The following is a 22,058-nucleotide window of genomic DNA, read 5'->3' on the forward strand; positions in this document are numbered from 1 at the left end:
GCTTCGCAGTCGAGCGGGAGCAAGCTCCCTCGCCACCCCCCCGTCCAAAGCCCTTGGCTTCGCCGCAAAACCCCAAACGAACATCTATCCTTCATATAGGTCAACCCAAGGGAGAACAAACGGACCGGAGGGATGTTCATCGTGCATATCGCTGACATAACCATGTTCTACGCCCCTGCCAGCGGTGGCGTGCGCACTTATCTGGATGCCAAACACCGTCGCCTGGGCAGCAAGCCAGGCATTCGTCACAGCTTGCTGATTCCTGGGGCTCATTTGAGTGAACAGGATGGCATTTACACGGTTCCGGCCCCTGCCCTGCCCTTTGGCAAGGGTTATCGCTTCCCCCTCCGTCTCGCGCCGTGGCGCAATGTCCTGCAGGATTTGCAGCCTGACCTGATTGAAGCCGGCGACCCTTACCTGACTGCCTGGGCCGCTTTGGACGCCAAGCGGCAACTCGATGTACCGGTGATCGGTTTTTATCACTCGGATCTGCCGCTGCTGGTCAGCAATCGCATGGGCAATTGGGTTACACCCAATGTCGAAGCTTATGTCAGCAAGCTTTATAGCAACTTCGACCGGGTTCTGGCACCAAGTCAAATCATGGCCGATAAACTGATCGGGTTGGGCGTAAAAAACGTTTTCGTACAACCGCTGGGCGTCGACCTGCAAACGTTCAACCCCAATGCACGGGATCCAGGTTTGCGGGCCGAATTGGGCATCGATGAAAATACCCACCTGCTGATCTTCGCCGGCCGTGGGTCCAAGGAAAAAAACCTGCCGGTGCTGCTCAAATGCATGAAACGCCTGGGTCGTCGTTACCATCTGTTACTGGTGGGCTCATCAATGCCGACCCTGGTACCGCGCAATGTCACCGTCCTCGATGAATTCTACCCAGCGGCGCAAGTCGCGCGCTTGATGGCCAGTGCCGATGCGCTGGTGCATGCCGGTGATCAGGAAACTTTTGGCCTGGTGGTCCTTGAAGCCATGGCCAGTGGCATTCCGGTGGTGGCCGTGGCGGCCGGGGCTTTTCAGGAAATTGTCACCGGTCAATGCGGCCTGCTTTGCGCGCCGAACAATCCAGCAGCGATGGCCAACGCGGTGCGCGAACTGTTCAGTCAGGGCAGCGCCGCGCTGGGCAAAACAGCCCGTAGCCATGTCGAGCAGCATTACGCCTGGGATATCGTGGTCGACAGCCTGCTGGGGCACTATCACGCGGTACTCGGCACCCAATGGCCACTGATCGCCAATGGTTGAGCCCATGAACGCGCCCAGCCTGATACTGGTATTGCACGACGTTGCGCCGCAAACCTGGCCCGATTACCAAGCCTTTGTCGAAGCCGTCGACGCATTGGGTAAGGTGCCGATCACCTGGCTGGTGGTGCCAAATTTCCACAAACATAACGACCTGGCTGCGTATCCGGCGTTTCGGCGTTTGCTGACCCGCCGCGTCGCTCGCGGCGACGAACTGGCACTGCACGGTTATTTCCATTGCGATGAAGGGCCAATCCCCATCACTCCCCGAGACTGGTTCATGCGCCGAATCTACACCCATGAAGGCGAGTTCTACGACCTGCCTCTGGAAGCCGCCCTCTCCCGCCTGCGTGCCGGAATCGAGGTGTTTCACCGTTATGATTGGCCACTGGAAGGTTTCGTCGCTCCGGCCTGGCTGATGAGCGAAGGCACCCGCCAGGCCTTGCGCCAGGTACCGCTGCACTACACCAGCGACTCGCAGCATCTGTATCGTTTGCCGGATTTCACCGCGATCGATGCCCCGTGCCTGGTCTGGAGCGCGCACAGCGCCTGGCGTCGAGTCCTGTCGAAAATCGTCAGCGATCAGCGCGAGCAACGTTGGCGCCAGGCGCCGGTGATTCGTCTCGGCCTGCACCCCGTGGACATGCGCCATGAGTTTTCGCGTCACTACTGGCTGCACACCCTCAAACGCTTGCTCGACGAGGGACGTGTGCCGATGACCAAGGCCGACTGGCTGGCACAGCAACGCGACGTCGTCGGTCGCGCCGCATGAGCCGCGGGATTCTGCTGGTCGTCGCCCTGCTCGCTGCGGTGCTCATCCCGTCGTTGCTGGGCGGCGGCGAGACATGGTCGCGGTTGCAAAGCTTTCCGCTGAAATGGTTGCTGGTCATGTTCGGCATGATCCTGCTGTGCTGGATGCTCAACACCCTGCGCTTGCGCCTGTTGCTGGGAGATCAGCGCGGCAAGATCAGTCACGTCAAAAGCCTTGGGGTGGTGATGTCCGCCGAATTCGCTTACTGCGCCACCCCCGGTGGCAGTGGCGGACCGCTGACCATCATGGCCCTGCTGGCACGCCACGGCGTACGACCGGCCAGGGGTAGCGCCGTGTTCGCCATGGATCAGTTGAGCGATCTGCTGTTTTTTCTCTGCGCACTGAGCGGGATTCTGATTTATGCACTGTTCCAGCACCTCAGTCAGCGCATGGAATGGCTGCTGACCGTCAGCGCCATCTCGATGTTCGGCGGACTGTTCAGCTGCGTATTGGCGGCTCGCTACCACCGCTCGCTGATTCGTCTGAGTGGTCGGTTGCTCGCTCATCTCAATGTCAAAGGCACCACCCGGATGCGCTGGGCACGAAAGCTCCTGCACTTCCTGGCGGCGTTCACTGACACACTGAAGTTGCCCTTTCAGACATTGATCACGGTATTTGCACTGACCTGCCTGCATTGGCTTTTGCGCTATAGCGTGTTGTATCTGGCGTTGCGTGGGCTGGGCACGGACTTGCAGTGGGCCTGGTGTTTTCTGATCCAGATGCTGTCGCTGAGTGCGGGGCAGTTCAGCCTGTTGCCGGGCGGGGCCGGAGCGGCGGAATTGACATCGGCGGCGCTGCTGGCGCCCATGGTCGGGAAGTCCACCGCGGCGGCGGCGATTCTGATCTGGCGGACAGTGACTTATTACTTCTACCTGGTGGTCGGTGGTCCGGTGTTTTTGCTGATGCTCGGGCGGCCATTGCTCAGGAAGCTGATGAAGTTCAAACGGGCTTAATAGATAGCAGCCTTCGGCAGCTCCTACATTAGGGTATACACGCGCCCTTGTAGGAGCTGCCGAAGGCTGCGATCTTTTTCAGGCGCCCCCGACTGCATCGTCGCAATCGCCCTGCAACTGCTCCCACAACTCGGCTGCGCCGGGAAACTCCGTGCCGTCTTCGGCGCTCAGGTCATCCGGGTCATAGCGACTCAAACAGCCCTCACCCAATGTGGCGGGTGCTTTGGAAGTGGCTTTGTCCAATGGATCGGCCATGGTCATGTTCTCAGTGCAAAAACGGCGAAAGGCCTGAAGCGATTGAACGCCCAGGCCCTTCGAATTTCAACCGTATGGCTATCAGAACACCACGGTTTTGTTGCCATGCACCAGCACCCGGTCTTCCAGGTGATAACGCAGACCACGGGCCAGCACCATTTTCTCGACGTCACGACCGAAGCGCACCATGTCTTCAATACTGTCGCTGTGACTCACGCGTACGACGTCTTGCTCGATGATCGGACCGGCATCCAGCTCTTCGGTGACGTAGTGGCAAGTGGCGCCGATCAACTTCACACCACGCAACGAAGCCTGGTGATAGGGCTTGGCACCGACGAACGACGGCAAGAAGCTGTGGTGAATATTGATGACTTTATGAGCATATTCGCTGCACAACTCGGGCGGCAGAATCTGCATGTAACGGGCAAGTACCACCACTTCCGCTTCGTGCTGTTTGACCAGGCGCGAGACTTCGGCGAAGGCCGGTTCCTTGTTCTGTGGGTTGACCGGGACATGGTAGTAAGGAATACCGTGCCACTCGACCATGCTGCGCAAATCATCATGGTTGGAAATCACGCAGGTGATTTCACAGTCCAGTTCGTCGCTGTGCCAGCGGTGCAGCAAGTCGGCCAGACAGTGAGATTCACGGCTGGCCATCAACACCACGCGTTTCTTCTGCTCGGTGTCGGTGATGCGCCAATCCATCGAGAACTCTTCGGCAATCGGTGCAAACGCTTCACGAAAGGCTTCGATACCGAAAGGCAGCGAATCGGCACGAATTTCGTGACGCATGAAGAACCAGCCACTGAGATTATCCGAGTGATGGCTCGCTTCAGTGATCCAGCCATTATGTGACGCCAGAAAGTTACTGACTTTAGCAACGATGCCGACGCGGTCCGGGCAAGCAATCACCAGCCGAAAAGTGCGCATGAGGGGGAAACTCCAGAACTTCGCAAAGGCCGCCATTCTAGCGATTGCGCAGCAAAACTGCAGTATTGATGACGTATGGCCTTGCCCGCAGGTCCGGTACAGGTTCTGCAAGCACACGCGGCCCCACGCGATGGTGTTCTTGCGGGCAATCTTCAAGAGGTCAACTGAGAATATTTGTGACTCTATTTAACTGTCACTCCAATGTGTGTCCTGTTCCGCAACTAATTTAAATAAAACTCCGGTTAAATGTTTACTTGATGAAACACCCTGACTATTATTGTCGCACTGTCACCTGCCATCCAGCGCCCAACATAAGGTAGTCCTCATGTCCTTGATCAACGAATACCGCGCCACCGAAGAAGCTATCAAAGAGCTGCAAGCCCGTTTGAAGAATCTGTCCCAAGACGACAAACTGCAAACCGAGCTGGAATTCGAAGGCAAACTGCGCACCCTGATGGGCGAATACTCCAAATCCCTGCGCGACATCATCGCGCTGTTGGATCCAGAGTCCAAAACCAAGGCTCCACGTGGCGGCGCAGTAAAAACTACTGGCACCAAGCGTGCTCGCAAAGTTAAACAATACAAAAACCCGCACAATGGCGAAGTCATCGAAACCAAAGGTGGCAACCACAAGACTCTGAAAGAGTGGAAAGCCAAGTGGGGCGGTGATGTGGTTGAAGGTTGGGCTACCCTGCTGGGATAAGCCGCAAGCGTGTCGCAGACTGATCCGCGACCAAAAGAACGCCAGCAAATGCTGGCGTTTTTTTATGCCTGAAATTCAAGCGCAAATTATTTTCGTTTTCAAAGATTCAAACGTTTGCGTAATGACTGGACATGATTTTGCCATTCATCCAGAACCTCTCGCTGAATCGATGTAGCACTAGTCGTCAATTGAGCAGCCGCCTCCAGAAAACTATCCAGCGTATTTGGCGCGCCCCACTCAGGTGCACACAAACGTTTCTGACAGAATATTCGCCAGCGTTCTTGCTCTTCCAGGCTCAACGTATCGGGAAAGTTGCGTGCGCGATAACGAAACAATAATTCAGGCAAACGTTCATCATCGAAAGGCCACTGTTCTTGTGCTAATTGCGCAGGGTCGGCAGCTCTGACTTGCTCACATAGACGCCGGTCCCGGTCACCGATAAAACCGTCGTATAACTGTTGCTCGGGGTCTTGGCTCGAAGAGAAATCGTCGCTGGCGTAAATGTCTGCCACTTTATCTCGCCAAACTTGTTGTGCGTCACTTAGCCGCAGCGCCCGCTCCTGATAAAGCGCCATATCCAGCCCCAGACGTTGCTGATCTACAGGACGGAGTACCGATAACGGCGCCACTACCGGGCACTTGTTTATGTGTATGAGCTTGAGCGGCACCGGCAGTTCGCCTTCGGCCAAGTCATCACGGCGGGTATAAAGCCGCTGACGCAAGGTTTCGGCATCCAGATCAAGCAGCCCCTGAGGGTCCAGGTGTAAGTCACAGACAATCAGCGCGTTGCGATTACGTGGATGCCAGGCCAATGGCAGTACCACACCCACATAGTTGCGGGCTGCCGAGAAGCGCCCGGAAATATGCACCATCGGCTGCAACAGTCGAATTTGATCCATGACCTTTTGTTTACTGCGCAGTTGAAACAGCCAGTCATATAACTTCGGCTGTTTTTCCCGAATCAGGCGCGCCAAAGCGATAGTGGCGCGCACATCCGACAGCGCCTCGTGCGCATGCCCATGATCGATACCATTGGCGGCAGTCAGACGTTCGAGTTTGAGCGTGACCCGCCCCTCGTCGTCCCTGGGCCAGACGAGGCCATCGGGACGCAAGGCATAAGCGGCGCGCACCACATCGATCAAGTCCCAGCGGCTGTTGCCGCCCTGCCACTCCCGTGCATAGGGGTCGAAAAAGTTTCGATACAGGCTGTAACGGGTCATCTCGTCATCGAAACGCAGCGTGTTGTATCCGGCCCCACAGGTGCCGGGCGCCGCGAGCTGGGCATGAACCCGAGTCATGAAATCGGCTTCGCTCAAACCTTGTTCGGCCAGACGCGCGGGCGTAATACCGGTGATCGCACACGCCGCCGGATGAGGCAGGATGTCGTCACTGGGCTGGCAATAAAGGTTGACCGGTTCGTCTATTTCATTGAGATCGAAGTCGGTGCGAATCCCCGCCACTTGCAGCGGGCGGTCGCAACGGGGGTTGATGCCAGTGGTTTCATAGTCGTACCAGAAGATCGAGGTCACGGGCTGTTCCTGAACTGAAGACCGGCGAAGTCTAGGCGCACATAGGCCGCCCCGACCAGAAATCTTGTCATTCAATCACCTCTGACCACGCACCGTGCAATACATAGTTATGTCGTTTTCCCCCGAGAGGCTGCTAGCATCCGACGGACCAGGCCACATCAAGGTTGCCCATGCTCGACACCACAGCACTGCCAGGGAAAGCGACGCTGTCCCGGCCACTGGACACGCGGTATCACGTCGAAACGCCCGAAGGCATCGACTTGCCGCTGCGCCCGGCCGGGTTGATGGTACGTGCGCTGGCGTTCGCCATAGACCTGGGCCTGCGCGGGATGATGCTGGGCCTGCTGTTCATTGCGTTGGCGTTTCTCGGAAAACTCGGCGCCGGGCTGGGTTCGATTCTGCTGTTCGTGGTGAGCTGGTGGTACATGGTGCTGTTCGAGGTGCTCAATCAGGGCCGCTCGCCGGGCAAGCAATGGATGGGATTGCGCGTGGTGCATGACGATGGCACGCCGATCGGCTGGTCCGCGTCCTTGCTGCGCAACCTGCTGCGATTTGTCGACATGTTGCCATTCGGCTACTTTCTCGGAGCAATCAGCTGCCTGCAACATCCCACCTTCAAACGCCTCGGCGACCTGGCCGCCGGTACGCTGGTGATCTACCGCGAACAACCGCTCACCCGACCGCAACTGCCCGACGTCCCGCCACGGCGCGCAGCCTTCACGCTGACGCTAACCGAGCAGCGCGCCATCCTCGGGTTTGCCGAGCGCCAGGGTGAACTCTCCGAGGCGCGGGTCAACGAGCTCGCCTCGATACTCGCGCAACCGTTGCAGGTATCGAAGCCGCAGGCGGTGGCCGAACTCAACGGCATCGCCCGCGGACTGTTGGGCCCCACATGAAGCAAAGCCTTTTCGAAAGTCGCCACCGTGCCGAATGGGAGCAGTTTGCACTCATGCTTGAACGGCTGGAACGCGGCAAGGACGCCTCAGGAGTCGCCAGTTTCCCCAGCGATTACCGACGGCTCTGCCAACACCTGGCCCTGGCTCAGGAGCGCGGCTATAGCAGTTTCCTGATCGATTCATTGCAGCAACAGGTCCTGCGCGGGCATCAACAGCTTTATCGGCATCGCAGTCGACTGGGTGCCAACGTGTTGAGTTTCATCCTCGCCGATTTTCCGCGACTGGTGCGTGAGCAGTGGCGTTTCGTGCTTGCCGCCAGCCTGATGTTTTTTGGCAGCCTGATCGGCTTTGCGTTGCTGGTGTATCTGTTCCCGGACCTGATCTACAACCTGATCCCGGCCGAGCAGGTCAGTGAGATGCAAAGCATGTACGACCCCGTCGCCGGCCATTTGGGACGTTCGGCCGAACGGGCGGCCAGTGAAAACTGGGTGATGTTCGGTTACTACATCATGCACAACATCGGCATCGCTTTTCAGACCTTCGCCAGCGGTTTGCTGTTTGGCCTGGGCAGCGCGTTTTTCCTGTTCTTCAACGGGTTGATGATCGGTGCGGTGGCCGGGCACCTGACGTACGTCGGCTATGGCCAAACCTTCTGGTCGTTCGTGATCGGCCATGGCGCCTTCGAACTGAGCGCCATTGCCCTGGCAGGCGCCGCAGGCCTGCAACTGGGCTGGGCCTTGATCGCGCCGGGGCGTTTGCCTCGCGCCGAAGCCCTGCAGCTGGCGGCGCGCAAAAGCGTGTTGCTGATTTGCGGGGTCATGTTGTTTCTGCTGATTGCGGCGTTTATCGAAGCCTACTGGTCGTCGCGGACCGGGCTCGCGCCGCTGACCAAATACCTGGTCGGCGCGGCACTCTGGGGCTTGGTGGCGATTTATCTATTGTTCGCCGGACGGACTCGTCATGCGCCTGAGTGATGCCAGTGTGGTGATCCGCCCGCGCACGACCTGGGAAGCCATGGACCTGGGAGTGCTGCTGAGTCAGCGCCATCGACGCTTGTTGATGACCAGTTGGGCCATCGTGACCTTGCCGATCTTCGCCCTGCTCACCTTGCTGTTGTGGGATTCGCCCTCCCTCGCTGTGTTCCTGTTCTGGTGGCTCAAACCGGCGTTCGATCGGCTGCCGCTGTACATCCTGTCCAAAGCCATGTTCGGCGAAACGCCCACACTGAAGCAGGCCCTGCGCCAATGGCCGCGCCTGCTCAAACCGCAATTGCTGGCCAGCCTGACCTGGCGTCGCCTGAGCCTGAGCCGCAGTTTTCTGATGCCGGTGGTGCAACTCGAAGGTCTGGCGGGGGAAGCACGCCAACAACGTTTGCGCGTGCTGCTGCAGCGCAACGCGGGTGCCGCCCAATGGCTGACGATCATCGGCGTGCATCTGGAAACCGCGCTGTGGATCGGCTTGATGGTGCTGTTCTACATGCTCTTGCCGCAACAGGTCGAACTCGACTGGGGCTGGCAGACCTTGATTACCGCCGCCACCCAAGACTGGCGCTGGCTGGAACACCTGACCAATACCTTTTACGTTCTGGTGCTGATTGTCTGGGAACCGATCTATGTGGCCTGCGGTTTCAGCCTTTATCTGAACCGGCGCACGCGGCTGGAAGCCTGGGATATCGAACTGGTGTTTCGCCGATTGCGCCAACGCTTGACCAGCACGGTCGTCACGCTGCTGCTGGCCTGGATGCTGCTGGTGCCGACGGCGCAAAGTGGCTGGGCCGCCGAATCGAATACTTCACCGGAATCTGCCCGCCTGTTGGAGCAACCACTGACCAGTCAGGCATCCCGGGACAGCATCAAGGCCATCCTCGATCAGCCCCCCTTCAAGAACAAGGAAACGGTCACCCGCTATCGTTTTGGCGAAGACAAACCCGCCGCCAACAACGCGGACGAGGGTCAAACACCCGCCTGGCTGAAGGCGCTGTTCAGCTTGCTGGACAGCCAACGCTTTGGCGTATTGGCCAACCTGATCGAAGTGTTGCTGTGGGGCACAGTGATCGGCGCCATTGGGCTATTGATCTGGCGTTACCGCGACTGGCTGCAGGCCTTTGTCAGCCGTCGACCCACGTTAAATCGTAAAGTCGCGCGGCCGTTACCGCAGCAGGCGTTCGGCCTGGACCTCAACCGCGAAACCCTGCCCGCCGACATCGCCGCCAGCGCCGAAAGCCTCTGGCAGAGCAATCCCCGTGAAGCCCTCGGGTTGCTCTATCGGGCCCTGCTCAGCCACTTGCTGCACGATTTCAACATGGCGCTCAAACCCGCCGACACCGAAGGTGAAGTTCTTCAGCGGGTCGAACAACTGCAACAACCTGCCTTGCTGGCCTTCAGTAAAAACCTCACCGGGCACTGGCAGAACATGGCCTACGGGCATCGCCTGCCACCGGCGCATTTGCAGCAGGAACTCTGTGACGGCTGGCGCGCGTTATTCGGTCCCGGAGCGGCCCGTTGAACCGGCGTTTGTGGCTTTCGGTCGGTGCGCTCATCGCCCTGCTCGTGTGTGCGTTGAGTGTTTACCTGTATTTCAAGGCCATCCCCTATCAGGCAGAAATCGATCACGGCCCGTCCCCCGAAGCACAGGCCAACCCCTACCTGGCGGCCGAGCATTTTCTGCGTAAACAGGGCCTGACTGTCAGCCACGCCAGCAGCCTCGACATCTTGCCGACGCTCGAGCCTCATCAGCGCAGTTTGTTGTTGCTCGGCGATCGGTCGAACATGTCGCCGCGACAGGTGGATCAGGTGTTGAACTGGACCCGGGCCGGTGGACGTCTTTTGTTCGTCGCCGAAGCCCTGTGGGATGAGAAGACCGGTCAGAGCAATGACCTGCTGCTCGATCGGGTGCAGGTGCACCAGTCCCTGAGCAAAGACCTCAAGGAACCACCGCCCGATCCTGAAGACGACCCCTACCCGAAACTGACCAAGCTGTACCTGGAAAACGAAGAGGCGCCGGCCTACGTCAGCTTCGATACCGCGTTCCATCTCGACGATCCGAAAAATCTCGCCCAGGCCTGGGCCAACAGCGGCAAGGCCACGCACATGATGCAACTGACTCACGGGCTGGGTTCGATCACCGTGATCACCGATGCCGACCTCTGGAAAACCCCGGCCATCGACCAGTACGATAACGCCTGGCTGCTGTGGTACCTGACGGCCGACACAGACGTGACCCTGCTGTTCAACACCGATCACGACAGTCTGCTGACCTTGCTGTGGCGCAACTTCCCCCAAGCACTGGTGGCCCTGATTGCCTTGATCGCCTTGGGGTTCTGGCACGTTGGCGTGCGCAACGGCCCATTGCTCGAACCTGCCCCGAGGGCACGTCGTCAACTTCAGGAACACCTGCGTGCCAGCGCCGATTTCATGCTGCGTCGCAACGGCCAGCACAGCCTGTTGCAAGCCTTGCAACAAGATATCCTGCGCCGTGTCCGTCACCGTCATCCCGGTTTTGAACAACTCGGCGTTGCCGAACAATGGCTGGTGCTCGCACGCCTGACTGGCCAACCCACACGCGTCATCAGCCAGGCCATGAGCCCGCGAGCGAAGCAGCGGCTGCCCAGCGCTGAATTCTGCCGTCAGGTCGCCCAGCTGCAAACCTTGAGGAATGCCTTATGACTGAACAGATCGAGCCCGGCACACAGACCCATGCCGCCCAGCAGCGCCAGCGCGCCAGTCAGTTGGCCCAAGCGGTAAGAACAGAATTGCAAAAAGCCGTGATCGGCCAGAACACTGTGATCGACGACGTGCTCACCGCCCTGATCGCCGGCGGCCATGTGCTGCTCGAAGGTGTGCCGGGATTGGGAAAAACGTTGCTGGTGCGCGCCCTCGCCCGCTGCTTCGGTGGTGAGTTCGCACGTATCCAGTTCACCCCGGACCTGATGCCCAGTGATGTCACCGGGCACGCGGTGTACGACTTGCAGACCGAGCAATTCAAACTGCGCAAAGGCCCGCTGTTCACCAACTTGCTGCTGGCCGACGAGATCAACCGCGCCCCGGCGAAAACCCAGGCGGCGCTGCTCGAAGCCATGCAGGAACGCCAGGTCACCCTCGAAGGCCGCGCGCTGCCGATCGCGCAACCGTTCATGGTGTTGGCCACGCAAAACCCCATCGAACAGGAAGGCACTTACCCGTTGCCGGAAGCCGAGCTCGACCGCTTCATGCTCAAGGTGCGCATGGACTACCCCGATGCCGAGCAGGAATTGAACATGGTGCGCCAGGTCAGCCGCTCGACCCGGGCCGACATGCTCGACGTGCAACCGTTGCGCACCGTGTTGCAAGCCAAGGACGTGTTGGCCTTGCAACGCATTGCCAGTGATCTGCCCATGGACGATCAGGTACTCGATTACGCCGTGCGCCTGGCCCGCACCACCCGAACCTGGCCGGGGTTGACCCTCGGCGCCGGGCCTCGCGCGTCAATCGCGCTGGTACGTTGCGCCCGCGCCCGGGCCTTGTTGCGCGGTGGTGAATTTGTGATTCCCGATGACATCAAAGGCTGCGCGCTGTCGGTGTTGCGCCACCGGGTGCGGATTGCCCCGGAACTGGACATCGAAGGGCTGGAAGTCGATCAGGTGCTCAAACAACTGCTCGATCAAGTGCCGGCACCGCGGCTGTGAACACGGTGATCGAGATCCGCGTCGCCCCAAGAAAAGATCGCAGCCTTCGGCAGCTCCTACGCCGAATGCGGTCTCCTGTAGGAGCTGCCGCAGGCTGCGATCTTTTCAGCAGGCCACGCGGTGTTACGCCATGAAACCGTCCCGGCTTCTGTTGATCTGGCTAGCAGTCCTGTTGACCATCGGCATCCTACTGGGCACGTTGCGAGCATTGGACATCGCCATTCCATCCAGCCTGTTATCGATCAACTGGGGATTGCTCCTGGCGCTGCTGGCCCTGGCGATACTCGACGCCATCCGCCTCAAACGACTGCCCTCGCCTCGTGTGCAACGGCAGATGCCCGGCAGCCTGGCGCTCGGTCGATGGGGCGAAGTACGGCTGGAGGTCGAGCATGATCTTGCCCAGCCCTTGAGCATTCAGCTCTTCGACCATGTGCCGGGCGGCCTGAGTTTCGAAAACCTGCCACTGCCAGTCGAGCTGCAACCCGGCCAGCGCAGCCACATCGGCTATCGGCTACGCCCGCTCAAGCGCGGCCACTTCACCTTTGAACACTGCGAAATCCACCTGCCAAGTCCGTTGGGTCTGTGGCTCGACAAACGCATTCTGAACCTGACTCATCACACCCGCGTCTACCCCGACTTCGCCCGCCTCTACGGTGGCCAACTGTTGGCGGTGGACAACTGGCTCAGTCAACTCGGCGTGCGTCAGCGTCAACGCCGTGGTCTGGGTCTGGAATTTCACCAGTTACGGGAATTCAGAGAAGGCGACAGCCTGCGTCAGATCGACTGGAAAGCCACCGCGCGCCAACGTACGCCAATTGCCCGGGAGTACCAGGATGAACGCGATCAGCAGATCATGTTCCTGCTCGACTGCGGCCGGCGCATGCGCAGCCAGGACGGTGAACTGTCGCATTTCGACCATGCACTCAACGCCTGCCTGCTGCTCAGTTACGTCGCGCTACGTCAAGGTGATGCGGTGGGCCTGTGTACCTTCGCCGGCGACTCGCCACGCTACCTCGCTCCGGTCAAGGGCACAGACCAGCTCAACGTGTTGCTCAACACCGTCTACGACCTGGCCAGCACGCAACGCCCTGCCGATTACCCAGCCGCCATCAACCAGCTGCTGGCCCGACAAAAACGCCGGGCACTGGTGGTACTGGTCACCAACCTGCGAGACGAAGACGACGAAGAACTGCTCACCGCTGTCAAACGCCTGGGCCGTCAACATCGAGTGCTGGTGGTCAGCCTGCGCGAAGAGGTGCTCGACCACTTGCGCCAGGCCCCCGTGCAAACCTTGCCTGAGGCCCTGACGTATTGCGGCACGGTGGATTATTTGAACGCGCGAGCCGAACTCCATGAGCAGTTGCGTGCTCATGGAGTGCCGGTGCTGGATGCGAGGCCCAGTGAACTGGGCGCGGCGTTGGTGACGCGGTATTTGAGTTGGAAGCGGGCTGGGGTGATTTAGAGAGACTCCAGGACAACAAACCCCAGAGACTCAGCTCATCACCGCCATCTTCGATTACAGCCTCATTCACGAAACCATCATTGATTCACTGGCCAAGGGCGATTCATAGCGATCAGGTCACAGTATTTTTCACTGAGAACATTGCCCTGCGGATCCCTCACCTGAGCACGAATACGTGTCTCTCCAGCGGCGAGAGGCCCAAAGTTTTTGCTAGTCAAACCATCCAAATTGGTGTGTGTCGCCGGTGCCGCCGAATTTCCATTTCTAAACCAAAATACTTCTATTCCTTGCGCAGGATGCTGAGTAAATTTGGAAGCAACAATGGCTCGAACCGTAGGATACCCCCCAATAGGGTAATAATTTCCGCCCGAAGGCGTTAGCTCCGTTATCTCGACATGCCACGCTTCCATGATGGTGACCCATGCAACGGAGCTCGGGTTACTGCTCTCTAGCGTGGCTGTAAGGTCGTAGGTTCCAAGCTTGTCTGGCTTGAACGTGACCCTTGCGATTCCATTTTTATCGGATGATGAAGGCAGCAACACCTGATCTGGAAAACGCCAGGCAACCTCAACATTCTCCATTTCAACACCGCCATTGCGGCCCACCACTTTCACCCAAGCGATCACGTCGTCACCCAGACGAATCGTCGGGGTATCACTGTTGATGTCTTCAAGAACAGGCTCATCCGCCAACACCGTAATCAACAACTGCGCCACATCCCACCCGCCAACGCCCCCCTGCACACTGGCCATCAACGCATCGCTGTTCATGGGAAGCTTGAACAAGACCGTTGCCACTCCATCGGCGTCTGTCATCGTTGGTGCAAGCGAGACGCCCGTGTATTCCCACATCACTTTCACACCCGACAGCGGTTCGCCTGTCCTGGCGGAAACCACGGTCGCCGTCGCCGAGACCTCCTGCCCTGGATAACCGCTTGACTGCGGGCTGACCAGCGCCTGTATTTTCCGAGGTTCGTTCACGGTAAACGGCAGCGAAATTGCGTCTGAATACCACTCATCCCCCACCGTCGCCGTCAACTCGGCCGCCCCAGGGGTCAGCGGTGTGAAGCGAATTTTCGTCATGCCATAGAAATCAGTCCGCGAGGTCACTACCCCCAGATCGGGGCTGCGCCAGGTCACGGTCAAATGGCGCATCGGCTTGCCGCTGATGACCGAGATCACCGTCACCTGTTCATAAAGTTCCTGCTCCCAGTCAAGCACCAGGTGAGCACGATTGTTCGCTATGATTTTCACCACCTGCGAACCTTCGCCCAGTGACATCGCATTCGTTGGCGACAACTTGGCCAGCCTGGAAGCCGAGAGGCGCAACGCAAAACTCCCGTCCTTCAGATCACCGCCCTTGACCGTGTAACGCAACCCCACGCTGGAGAACCATTGCGGTATCCCAAGGGCGGCCGGTACAAAACTGACACCCAGTTCGCCAGGTCCCGTGCCTGTCAGCCCGAGCGTCAAGTCCTGATCAAACAGCGGACTGCCTTCCTGCGCCGACAGTTCGATCAGGTGCTCACCCTTGCGTCGAGGGAAATACGTCTTCGCCCCCCAGGGCTGAGGCGTTTGCTGATCAAAACTCACCATCAGCCCCTCCCACGGATCACTCGCCAGTGCGGTGACCGTCGTGGAGCGGGTCTCCTGATAGCCGTCATAGGGGCTGACGACGAGCGCATCGACGTCATACTGCTGTGCGACTGACGGCGCAAAACCATAGCCGGCCCACCCATCTGCATCAGTTTCCACGATGCTCGCCGCCCCCGTGGCCGTCCATGACACGGGAGCGTGCTGGACCGGTTGCCCGGTGAAAGCGGAAAACACTTGCACCCACATCCAGGCAAGATCCTGCCCGGCGACCGGGTCCACCGCCGTCCCGCGCAACGCTTCGATCCTGAGTTTATAGTGCCCCAGCTCCATCTCGTTGACGGTGGACGTCCACCCCAGTTGAGGCAGCTCCACAGCCAGAGAAAAACGACCATTTTGTTCACTGAATTTGAAGTCCAGGCACCAGAGTGCGCCCCCGTCACTGATGACCTGAGGAGCGTTCAACTCAGGGTCGACGGTTGCCCCCAACTCTGCGGGCGGCGTCCCTGACCAGTGCAGAATGACCTGCAGCCCGGTCAATGGACTCAGTGCATGGGGCAAGACATTGAAACGGTGAAGCGCCCCCAGGCATGGATAAAGCGTCTGATTGCCTATCGTTGCCGGTATCTGATCCAGCACAACGCTCATTTCGTCGGCCAGATCCGGGGAGATCAAACGCCCGAACAACTCCCGAGGGGAGGAAAGCGCATCACTGTGCAGTTCAAGCTCGAACAGGCTGCTGACGCTGGTAGCCATCTGTGAACTGAACGTCCATTGCAGACCACCTGACGGTAGTGTCCTCGGCACGCCAAGGTCACTCGGCACCAGTCCGATAGCCGGGGAAGTACCGCGCCAGCTCAGAATCATGGACTTTCCGATCAACTGGCTGGCAGCTACAGGCTCGACCTTCAAGGTATGGAGTTGGCCACGCCAACAGAGCACGCCCAGCGCAACCCGGTCGACCTCGACGTCATCGAGAAAGATTTTGACCTCGGTTCTCCAGGGGCTGTTTGCCAGAGCCTTCACATTGAAAGACCGCTCAACCGCAAGCGCGTCTGGGTGGGCCTTGACGCTGGCGATGATGACCTGATCCCCGGCGTTGCGCGGGGTATACCAAAAGTTTGCCCAGCCACCGGCACCGGTGACGGTGGACACTGTTTCATCAGGCCCCACCCAATCGACCAACGCATTGATCACAGGGTCACCTGACCCAACGTGCACCACCTGTACCCTCAACAGCACACTTTCATTTTCATCGACGATCGGAAATTTGTTCGCTTCCTGCACCCCGCCGATCCTGACCTCGTTGCGCGCCAGTGACATGGGTTTTTTGCCCGAAGCCAGCAACAGTTTCGAGCAGCCCAGCGACAGGTCGAAGCGGCCGTCGAGGCGATCCTCACACTCCAGTATCCAGACCGGGGCGCTATCAATAACCGGCACCGGCTCGTCAAGCGCGGGACTCACTGTCACCCCCAATTGATCCAGGGAGGCGCCCTCCGATTGCAGCCACAGATCGGAGCCTAGCAACGGGCTGTCATCAGGCAATTTCAGAACAACGGGATACCGGGAGCCACGATTGGGATAGCCGGTCTTCTCGTTCCACGGCGCTTCGATCCCATCGACAACGGCCATCACGTCCTTCCAGGGATCTGTCGCCAACACCCGGACGTTGAGCGCTTGAGTAAGTCTGCCGCTGGCGTAATACAAACTCTGGACCGATGCTTCTATAACAAACAGATCAGCACTCGCTGGCTGAAAATCGAACCAGGCCCAACCTTCGTTATCGGTGACCACGAATTTTTTCGTCTGCTGGCCCTGAAGTCCCCAGTTCACGATCAGTCCGCTGAGCGCCTGACCGGTGTAGTGCGACACCACTTGAACACCCAGCCGGACACCTTGTCCGTACTCGAAAACCGGGTAGTAGGCGGCCTCTCGGACTTCACGGAACGCAAGCCGGTGATGTCCCAGCGAAACAGGGATCGGATAGGCCTCGGCGGTGTACTGGTTGAACAGCATCAGCGAGAACAGATGAGGGCCGTCCCCGTCGATCATCGGGCAATCAATCAACCATTCGCTGTCCAGCGGATGGTCCGTACCCAACCCTGGTATCGTGACGATGGCCTCCTGCGGATTGTTTTCACTGAACAGTGCAGCCTTGGTGTCCAGCCAGGAATTGTTCACAACCGGCACAACTCCAAAGCTGTGTTGAAAGCTCCCTGAAGCACCGAGACACAGGTACAACGGACGCTCTGGCGGCAGTAATTGGCGGTCAACCGTCAAGCGTTCCAATCCCAGAGGTCCCAAGTGCAGAAGTAGCTTGATGCGGGTAATGCAAACCCTCGACGAATAGTCATGGGGGTTATCATTTTCCGGGCTGAATACGCTGACGCGGATCTTGTCATCTTTTCTGAGCGCCAGAGTCAGGTCGACTTCAAGCCTGATCGGCCTGAACGCCAGGGGTTGCCCATCCTCCTGGCTATTACGCGGGGGCAGCAGGATCACTTGCGGCTCCGGCGCCCCAGACTCGCGCTCAATGCTGATCTCCAGCCTGCCGGCACGGGTATGCGTCGTTTCATAGAGAAAACTGAGGGCGTAACGAGCATGCTCGCTATAGTCTTTCGGCACGTCGATCAGTTGGCTGACCGACGATCCATTCCCGGCCGTCAAATACCGAATCGGCCCCTCCGGATAGTTCCCATCAGATTCAGTACCGAGCCAACTCGGATTGATCGGTCCTTTGTCCCATTGAGTAAGCCCCTCACGAAAATCGCCATCGCGTACCAGGCTCGTATTGGCCTGAATAACCGGTGCACTCATGACTGCATGCTCCCTTGTCCGTCCGTTTTGGCCGCGCGTGTCGGCGATTCATCCAACGCGGTGGGCTCATCCGGAACGACACTCTTGACCAACTCCTCGACTTTTCGCGTGAACGTTGGATCGCCGACCCTGGCCGTGTAGCGAACACGCACGATGATGTCCGTCAGCGACGCCAGCATGGCCTTTTGCGGTTGCCTGCCCGGCCACGGGAAATTCAACGTCCAGCGCGACACCGCCCCCGTGCATTCGAAGGGGTTGAGCAAACCTTCATCAGGCTTCATCGCCGCCATGCCGGTGTCTGCGATCCCCATCGACAAGGCGATTTGCTGGCCACTGCGTAAATTGAATCGCACGTCGACCGGTGCTACCGCGTTATCAGGAGCGTACAGGTACTCCACCGAACGAGCCGTTGCCTTGGTGGCCGTCGTGCTGCTGACTTGCAGCAGGGTGGCCCTCACATTCTCGTACGGGCCTGTCAGTACTGGCAGGTCCACTTCCACAGAACTGATCTGTCGGCAGTAGTGTCCCGGGTGGTCGCGGTCAAAGAGCAGTTGGGTGAGCCCGAACTCCAGGGTGCCGGTGCTCTGAAGCGAACCGAGCGCCCGCTGCCAGCTGTCGAACCCCACTTGCCGGCCGTCATCGAACAGCTGCCGCAGGGAGATGGGTTTGACCAGTTCCAGGCGCCGCTCATGGCGATGCAGGTACTCACGCTCCATGCGCAACAGGTAGCCCCGCAAGTGCTCGCCCGCCGTAAGACCATGGCGATTGTCCAGCCAGACCTGTGGCAGTGGAATCTGCGAATCGTAATCACCGGTTTCCGCGCTCAGTGCAGTCTGGGCACTGATGCACAAACCGACGACCGCGTCATAGGCCTGATAATGGAGCGCCTTGAGTTGACCCAGCAACCAGCCGAACAGCTCGGCGTTGGTCGCACGCTTCTTCATGAAGGTGTAGAGCGTCAACGCCTGGCTATTGGCCCGCAACGTTTGCGCCAGGCTGGCGTTGGCCGCGTCTACCGCGTAACGCTGCGCAATGAGTTGCTCGTCGATCACGCGAACCTCGGCCAGGGCCTGATCGCGTTGCAATGCCCATTCTTCGCGACGCCGACGGTAGGCTTCAGCGGTCGAGCTTTTTTCCGCGTCCATCAGCAGCGCTGATGACGCGAGCTCCAGCCCATACACAATCGCGTTCGCCAGTTCCTCTCCACGATGGCCGCCGTTAGCCATACCAAAGATATTAGGCAGCGAGGCAATCACCGCGCCACCGCCTTTGATGGCATTGGAGGCAAGGCTCATTTGTTTTGCCTGAAGTATTTGAGCCATCACGTCGTATTCAACGTCGCTGACGTTGCGCTCATACCTGAGCGCATACGCCTCGGACCGCTCCTGCGCCGCCACCTTGCTCTGCTCCAGCGCGGTCACGCTCGCTTGCATCTGCGTGATAGTCTGTTCCTGCACGGTCTGTGCATAGGCCCCCAACTCCACCAAATGGTTGTGTTGCAGCTCCTCCACCTCGGCCCGATCCCGCTGTTCGAGCAGGCGCAAGACCTGATTGCCATACTCTTGCAGCGTCTGCACCGCACGCAGCGCAGCCTCGAACATGACCCTCCAGCGAAACGCCACCACCACCAACTGCCCACCCATCGGGCGTGGCGAGCCGGTGCCACCGGCTGCCAGATCACGCAGTAGCTGATTGGGATCCGTCGGCGGGCTGAACAATGGAATATCCATCGGTTTACCGTCGAGGGTCAGATTATTGCGCAGGTTTTGCAGACGCCGACCGGGCAACGCATACAGGTCGAGCAACTGTTCATTGATCGGAAAATTGAACGGTTCGACGGCGAGCATGCCCAGCGCTGGCATGGTCGGGGCGCTGGCAGGGAAGTCCGCCAGGGTGAAATCAAGATTTTTTTCGAATTGTTCCAACGCGGGCCGGGTTGAAGCCGCCCCCAACAGTTCACCGAGGGTGGTCGTCTGCCAGTCGTTGATGGTTCTGCCGGTGGGCGCCTTGCCCATCAGAAACTCGGCTTGCACATAACACAACTTGGCCGCCACCAGGCTGTCACGGGTGAGCTGGCGATAGTACCAATCGCCCCAGGCCATCAGGTTTTTCACGTACTCGATGTAGGCAACGATCCGGAAATGCTGGGGATCCGAGTAGCCGATGGCATCCGGGTCGGTCGGTGTTTGCATCTCACAGCCCATGTTACCGGCACTTGTCAACGGCCGACACCGCCAGTAACGGGGTTTGGTTGGATCCTCGGGCTTCGGAGGATCCGGGATGACCTCCGGGGCCTGGGGATCGAAGAGGTAGTGCAACCACTGTTGCGCCTCCAGAAAACGGTTTTCCGCGCTCAGGCGCGAAGCCACCAGGTGCGGCAGGTGGAAAAACAGTTCCCAGAAGAACAGCCCGTTGGCGCCATTGAACGCGCCGTTCGGTTCGTCGATGTCACCCGTTGTTGGCCCCGGCTCTTCCAGAAACTGAGTACTCCAGTCCAGCACGGCGTCGACCGAAATATTGGCGCGCTGCACCAGCTCTGGCCCGAACAACGAGTTCAGACGCACGTATTTGAGGTCCAGTTCGAGTTGATTGAGGGAGAGAAATTGCGCGCCCTGGGCATTGCTCTTATCCAGTGATGGAGGAACAAAAGCCGTCACTGCGCCCACTGACACCGTAAATTCTTTGCGTCCGTACCCGTCGGTTGTGTCACTACCACCGAACGTAAACTTGAAAGTTCCCATACCGCCCGCCGGCCGGCGAATGGCCATCCAGCCCGTACTCCAGCCCCCTGCATTGGAGAAAGTGCCACGGATCTCTTCGGGGTCATCTCCTGCAAATAATGGAAACTTCAGATCAAAGTACTTTTCGACAGGATCTTCGCCAGTGGTTCTCGCCGCGCACAGGCCTCTGACCAGTAGAACGTCCTCACGTTGACTGGTTTCATCGATAACGCGCCAGACAACGGCCTGCAACGAGTAGAGATCGGTCAACGTACCAGCGATTTCAACAGAGTCGGTAATATCCGGAGCGCCCTCTGGCACCATCGGATGCTGCACAATCTCTGGATTGACAAAGCGATCGTCAGCCAGCGCATCCATCGCCATCTTGTCGTCGTCAATCTTGCGAAACAGCACGTCCCGCGTTTCATAGATATCTACAGGGACTTCGGGAGACGTGCCTCTCTTACGGTTGGTCAACAACACCGCCAATTTGCCTTTGGGGTGCTGGTCATCGACAAACACCGTCGCGATCAGACGGCTGCCAGGCGAAACATCGCGAGAAATTTCAACGCTGTGCAACGAAAGCGGTGCAGACCAATGGCCGTTCTGCGCCATGAATGCCAGGTTGATATCCAGTTTGTTAGGCAGCACTACATCGTTTGTACCGACCACTTTGTCACGCCACTCGGCCCAGACCAGGCACAAACGTCCGCCCCAGAACACCGGCCGCACATCCAGCACCGTCCCCCCCACGGGAACCTCGATCGGCTGCCACTCGCCCCACGCCGCCGGATTGATCGCCCGACAGGAAGCCGTGATTTCAATCTCGGCCTTGCGCCAGAAGTACTGAAAGGGCTGAACACGCTGCCGGCCGACCACGTAATAATCGGCGCGCGAGGGAGAAAGGCCGTCCATATAGCAACTGATAACATCCAGGTTGCAGGTCTGCTCGAACACTTGCAGATAATCGCGCAAAGCCAGCAGCACGGCATCAATACTCAGGCGCGTCTGATTCAAGTTGTTCTCAAGGTTTTTGAACAGGCTGGTCTTACGCTGGCGCACATAGGGGTTGATGTAGTTTTCCGGGTAGAGCGCGATCATTTGCAGCGCCGCCCAATCCGGGTAGTTGCTGAAGAGCTCCCATAATTTCAGCTCATCTTTATCAAACTCATGCGTCGAGTACCCCGGTTCCAGCTTGCGGTACACCGCATGAATATAGTTTTGGGCGCAACTTGTGGCTTCGGCGACCCAGGAGTTTTGCACCGGGTAACTGTCCAGCGGGTCCATGCGCAGGAGTTCGAACAAATCCCCGGGTGTTTTTACGAAGCTGTATTGACTGTCGGGTTTAACCTGCCCGATGCAATACTCCACAAACGCCGTACGACGTTTTTCGAGCAGTCCGGCCATCTTATTGTTGCCCATAGTCCTTGCTCCCGAGGGGTAACCCAGTTGAATTCAGCCAGGCAGCAAGCGCCT

The 22,058-nt window shown here is 58.8% G+C and carries 15 protein-coding genes; 10 read left to right on the forward strand and 5 right to left on the reverse strand.

Annotated elements, in window-relative coordinates:
• The first annotated feature begins 132 nt into the window (after positions 1-132).
• From ACZ89R_RS11110 to ACZ89R_RS11120, 3 genes are read left to right on the forward strand one after another with little or no spacing between them, the layout of a single operon-like run.
• Positions 133-1,254 carry a glycosyltransferase family 4 protein gene (locus ACZ89R_RS11110; protein ID WP_429545785.1) on the forward strand — a complete coding sequence of 374 codons (1,122 nt, stop codon included), beginning with the start codon at positions 133-135 and terminating at the stop codon, positions 1,252-1,254.
• A complete protein-coding gene (locus tag ACZ89R_RS11115) occupies positions 1,247-2,023 on the forward strand; it encodes a DUF2334 domain-containing protein (RefSeq protein ID WP_429545784.1) in 777 nt (258 codons plus the stop codon). Before ACZ89R_RS11110 ends, ACZ89R_RS11115 begins: the two co-directional genes overlap by 8 nt.
• On the forward strand, positions 2,020-3,015 hold the full coding sequence (locus ACZ89R_RS11120; RefSeq protein WP_123501371.1) for a lysylphosphatidylglycerol synthase transmembrane domain-containing protein: 996 nt from the start codon (positions 2,020-2,022) through the stop codon (positions 3,013-3,015). Before ACZ89R_RS11115 ends, ACZ89R_RS11120 begins: the two co-directional genes overlap by 4 nt.
• 78 nt (positions 3,016-3,093) lie before the next feature.
• Here ACZ89R_RS11120 and ACZ89R_RS11125 read toward each other — a convergent pair whose 3' ends face one another.
• Together ACZ89R_RS11125 and purU are read right to left on the reverse strand one after the other, a co-directional pair.
• The gene (locus tag ACZ89R_RS11125; RefSeq protein WP_185022263.1) at positions 3,094-3,270 is read right to left on the reverse strand and encodes a hypothetical protein; all 177 of its coding nucleotides are present in this window, start codon (positions 3,268-3,270) and stop codon (positions 3,094-3,096) included.
• A gap of 81 nt (positions 3,271-3,351) precedes the next feature.
• Positions 3,352-4,200, reverse strand: a complete 849-nt coding sequence (purU, locus tag ACZ89R_RS11130; protein ID WP_123501370.1) for a formyltetrahydrofolate deformylase — start codon at positions 4,198-4,200, stop codon at positions 3,352-3,354.
• Positions 4,201-4,525: 325 nt separating this feature from the next.
• On the opposite strand from purU, the gene mvaT reads away from it, so the two are divergent.
• Positions 4,526-4,903, forward strand: coding sequence for a histone-like nucleoid-structuring protein MvaT (gene mvaT / locus ACZ89R_RS11135; RefSeq protein ID WP_007933316.1), 378 nt, complete (start codon positions 4,526-4,528; stop codon positions 4,901-4,903).
• Between the two features lie 98 nt (positions 4,904-5,001).
• On the opposite strand, the gene sbcB is transcribed toward mvaT, so the two are convergent.
• A complete protein-coding gene (gene sbcB / locus ACZ89R_RS11140) occupies positions 5,002-6,432 on the reverse strand; it encodes an exodeoxyribonuclease I (protein ID WP_429545783.1) in 1,431 nt (476 codons plus the stop codon).
• A gap of 170 nt (positions 6,433-6,602) precedes the next feature.
• Here sbcB and ACZ89R_RS11145 point away from each other — a divergent pair, with 170 nt between their 5' ends.
• The 6 genes from ACZ89R_RS11145 (at position 6,603) to ACZ89R_RS11170 (ending at position 13,453) form a co-directional block, all read left to right on the forward strand.
• Positions 6,603-7,328 carry an RDD family protein gene (locus tag ACZ89R_RS11145; RefSeq protein WP_429545782.1) on the forward strand — a complete coding sequence of 242 codons (726 nt, stop codon included), beginning with the start codon at positions 6,603-6,605 and terminating at the stop codon, positions 7,326-7,328.
• Positions 7,325-8,302: a stage II sporulation protein M gene (locus tag ACZ89R_RS11150; protein ID WP_429545781.1), complete on the forward strand. Its 978-nt coding sequence runs from the start codon at positions 7,325-7,327 to the stop codon at positions 8,300-8,302. Before ACZ89R_RS11145 ends, ACZ89R_RS11150 begins: the two co-directional genes overlap by 4 nt.
• Positions 8,289-9,833 (forward strand): DUF4129 domain-containing protein, encoded by a 1,545-nt coding sequence (locus tag ACZ89R_RS11155; protein WP_429545780.1) that lies wholly within the window; start codon positions 8,289-8,291, stop codon positions 9,831-9,833. Before ACZ89R_RS11150 ends, ACZ89R_RS11155 begins: the two co-directional genes overlap by 14 nt.
• Positions 9,830-10,993, forward strand: a complete 1,164-nt coding sequence (locus ACZ89R_RS11160) for a DUF4350 domain-containing protein (RefSeq protein ID WP_429545779.1) — start codon at positions 9,830-9,832, stop codon at positions 10,991-10,993. Before ACZ89R_RS11155 ends, ACZ89R_RS11160 begins: the two co-directional genes overlap by 4 nt.
• Positions 10,990-11,991 (forward strand): AAA family ATPase, encoded by a 1,002-nt coding sequence (locus ACZ89R_RS11165; RefSeq protein WP_429545778.1) that lies wholly within the window; start codon positions 10,990-10,992, stop codon positions 11,989-11,991. The genes ACZ89R_RS11160 and ACZ89R_RS11165 overlap by 4 nt, the downstream gene beginning before the upstream one ends.
• A gap of 130 nt (positions 11,992-12,121) precedes the next feature.
• Entirely contained in the window at positions 12,122-13,453 is a 1,332-nt protein-coding gene (locus ACZ89R_RS11170) for a DUF58 domain-containing protein (RefSeq protein WP_429545777.1), read from the forward strand.
• A 77-nt stretch (positions 13,454-13,530) separates the two neighbouring features.
• Here the strand turns inward: ACZ89R_RS11170 and ACZ89R_RS11175 are convergent, their stop codons facing one another.
• Both ACZ89R_RS11175 and ACZ89R_RS11180 read right to left on the reverse strand, forming a co-directional pair.
• Complete coding sequence (locus ACZ89R_RS11175) at positions 13,531-17,862, reverse strand: hypothetical protein (protein WP_429545776.1); 4,332 nt, start codon at positions 17,860-17,862, stop codon at positions 13,531-13,533.
• Positions 17,859-22,004, reverse strand: coding sequence for a Tc toxin subunit A-related protein (locus ACZ89R_RS11180; RefSeq protein ID WP_429545775.1), 4,146 nt, complete (start codon positions 22,002-22,004; stop codon positions 17,859-17,861). The genes ACZ89R_RS11175 and ACZ89R_RS11180 overlap by 4 nt, the downstream gene beginning before the upstream one ends.
• Positions 22,005-22,058 lie beyond the last annotated feature (54 nt).

It is taken from the genome of Pseudomonas sp. TE3728, from assembly GCF_056279145.1.

Excerpts from the sequence above, each read along its gene's own strand:
- ACZ89R_RS11110 (WP_429545785.1), top strand. The coding sequence starts at position 133 with ATGTTCATCGTGCATATCGCTGACATAACCATGTTCTACGCCCCTGCC.
- ACZ89R_RS11155 (WP_429545780.1), top strand. The coding sequence starts at position 8,289 with ATGCGCCTGAGTGATGCCAGTGTGGTGATCCGCCCGCGCACGACCTGG.
- ACZ89R_RS11150 (WP_429545781.1), top strand. The coding sequence starts at position 7,325 with ATGAAGCAAAGCCTTTTCGAAAGTCGCCACCGTGCCGAATGGGAGCAG.
- ACZ89R_RS11120 (WP_123501371.1), top strand. The coding sequence starts at position 2,020 with ATGAGCCGCGGGATTCTGCTGGTCGTCGCCCTGCTCGCTGCGGTGCTC.
- ACZ89R_RS11115 (WP_429545784.1), top strand. The coding sequence starts at position 1,247 with ATGGTTGAGCCCATGAACGCGCCCAGCCTGATACTGGTATTGCACGAC.
- ACZ89R_RS11165 (WP_429545778.1), top strand. The coding sequence starts at position 10,990 with ATGACTGAACAGATCGAGCCCGGCACACAGACCCATGCCGCCCAGCAG.
- ACZ89R_RS11180 (WP_429545775.1), bottom strand. The coding sequence starts at position 22,004 with ATGGGCAACAATAAGATGGCCGGACTGCTCGAAAAACGTCGTACGGCG.
- purU (WP_123501370.1), bottom strand. The coding sequence starts at position 4,200 with ATGCGCACTTTTCGGCTGGTGATTGCTTGCCCGGACCGCGTCGGCATC.
- ACZ89R_RS11175 (WP_429545776.1), bottom strand. The coding sequence starts at position 17,862 with ATGAGTGCACCGGTTATTCAGGCCAATACGAGCCTGGTACGCGATGGC.
- ACZ89R_RS11125 (WP_185022263.1), bottom strand. The coding sequence starts at position 3,270 with ATGGCCGATCCATTGGACAAAGCCACTTCCAAAGCACCCGCCACATTG.
- ACZ89R_RS11145 (WP_429545782.1), top strand. The coding sequence starts at position 6,603 with ATGCTCGACACCACAGCACTGCCAGGGAAAGCGACGCTGTCCCGGCCA.
- ACZ89R_RS11170 (WP_429545777.1), top strand. The coding sequence starts at position 12,122 with ATGAAACCGTCCCGGCTTCTGTTGATCTGGCTAGCAGTCCTGTTGACC.
- mvaT (WP_007933316.1), top strand. The coding sequence starts at position 4,526 with ATGTCCTTGATCAACGAATACCGCGCCACCGAAGAAGCTATCAAAGAG.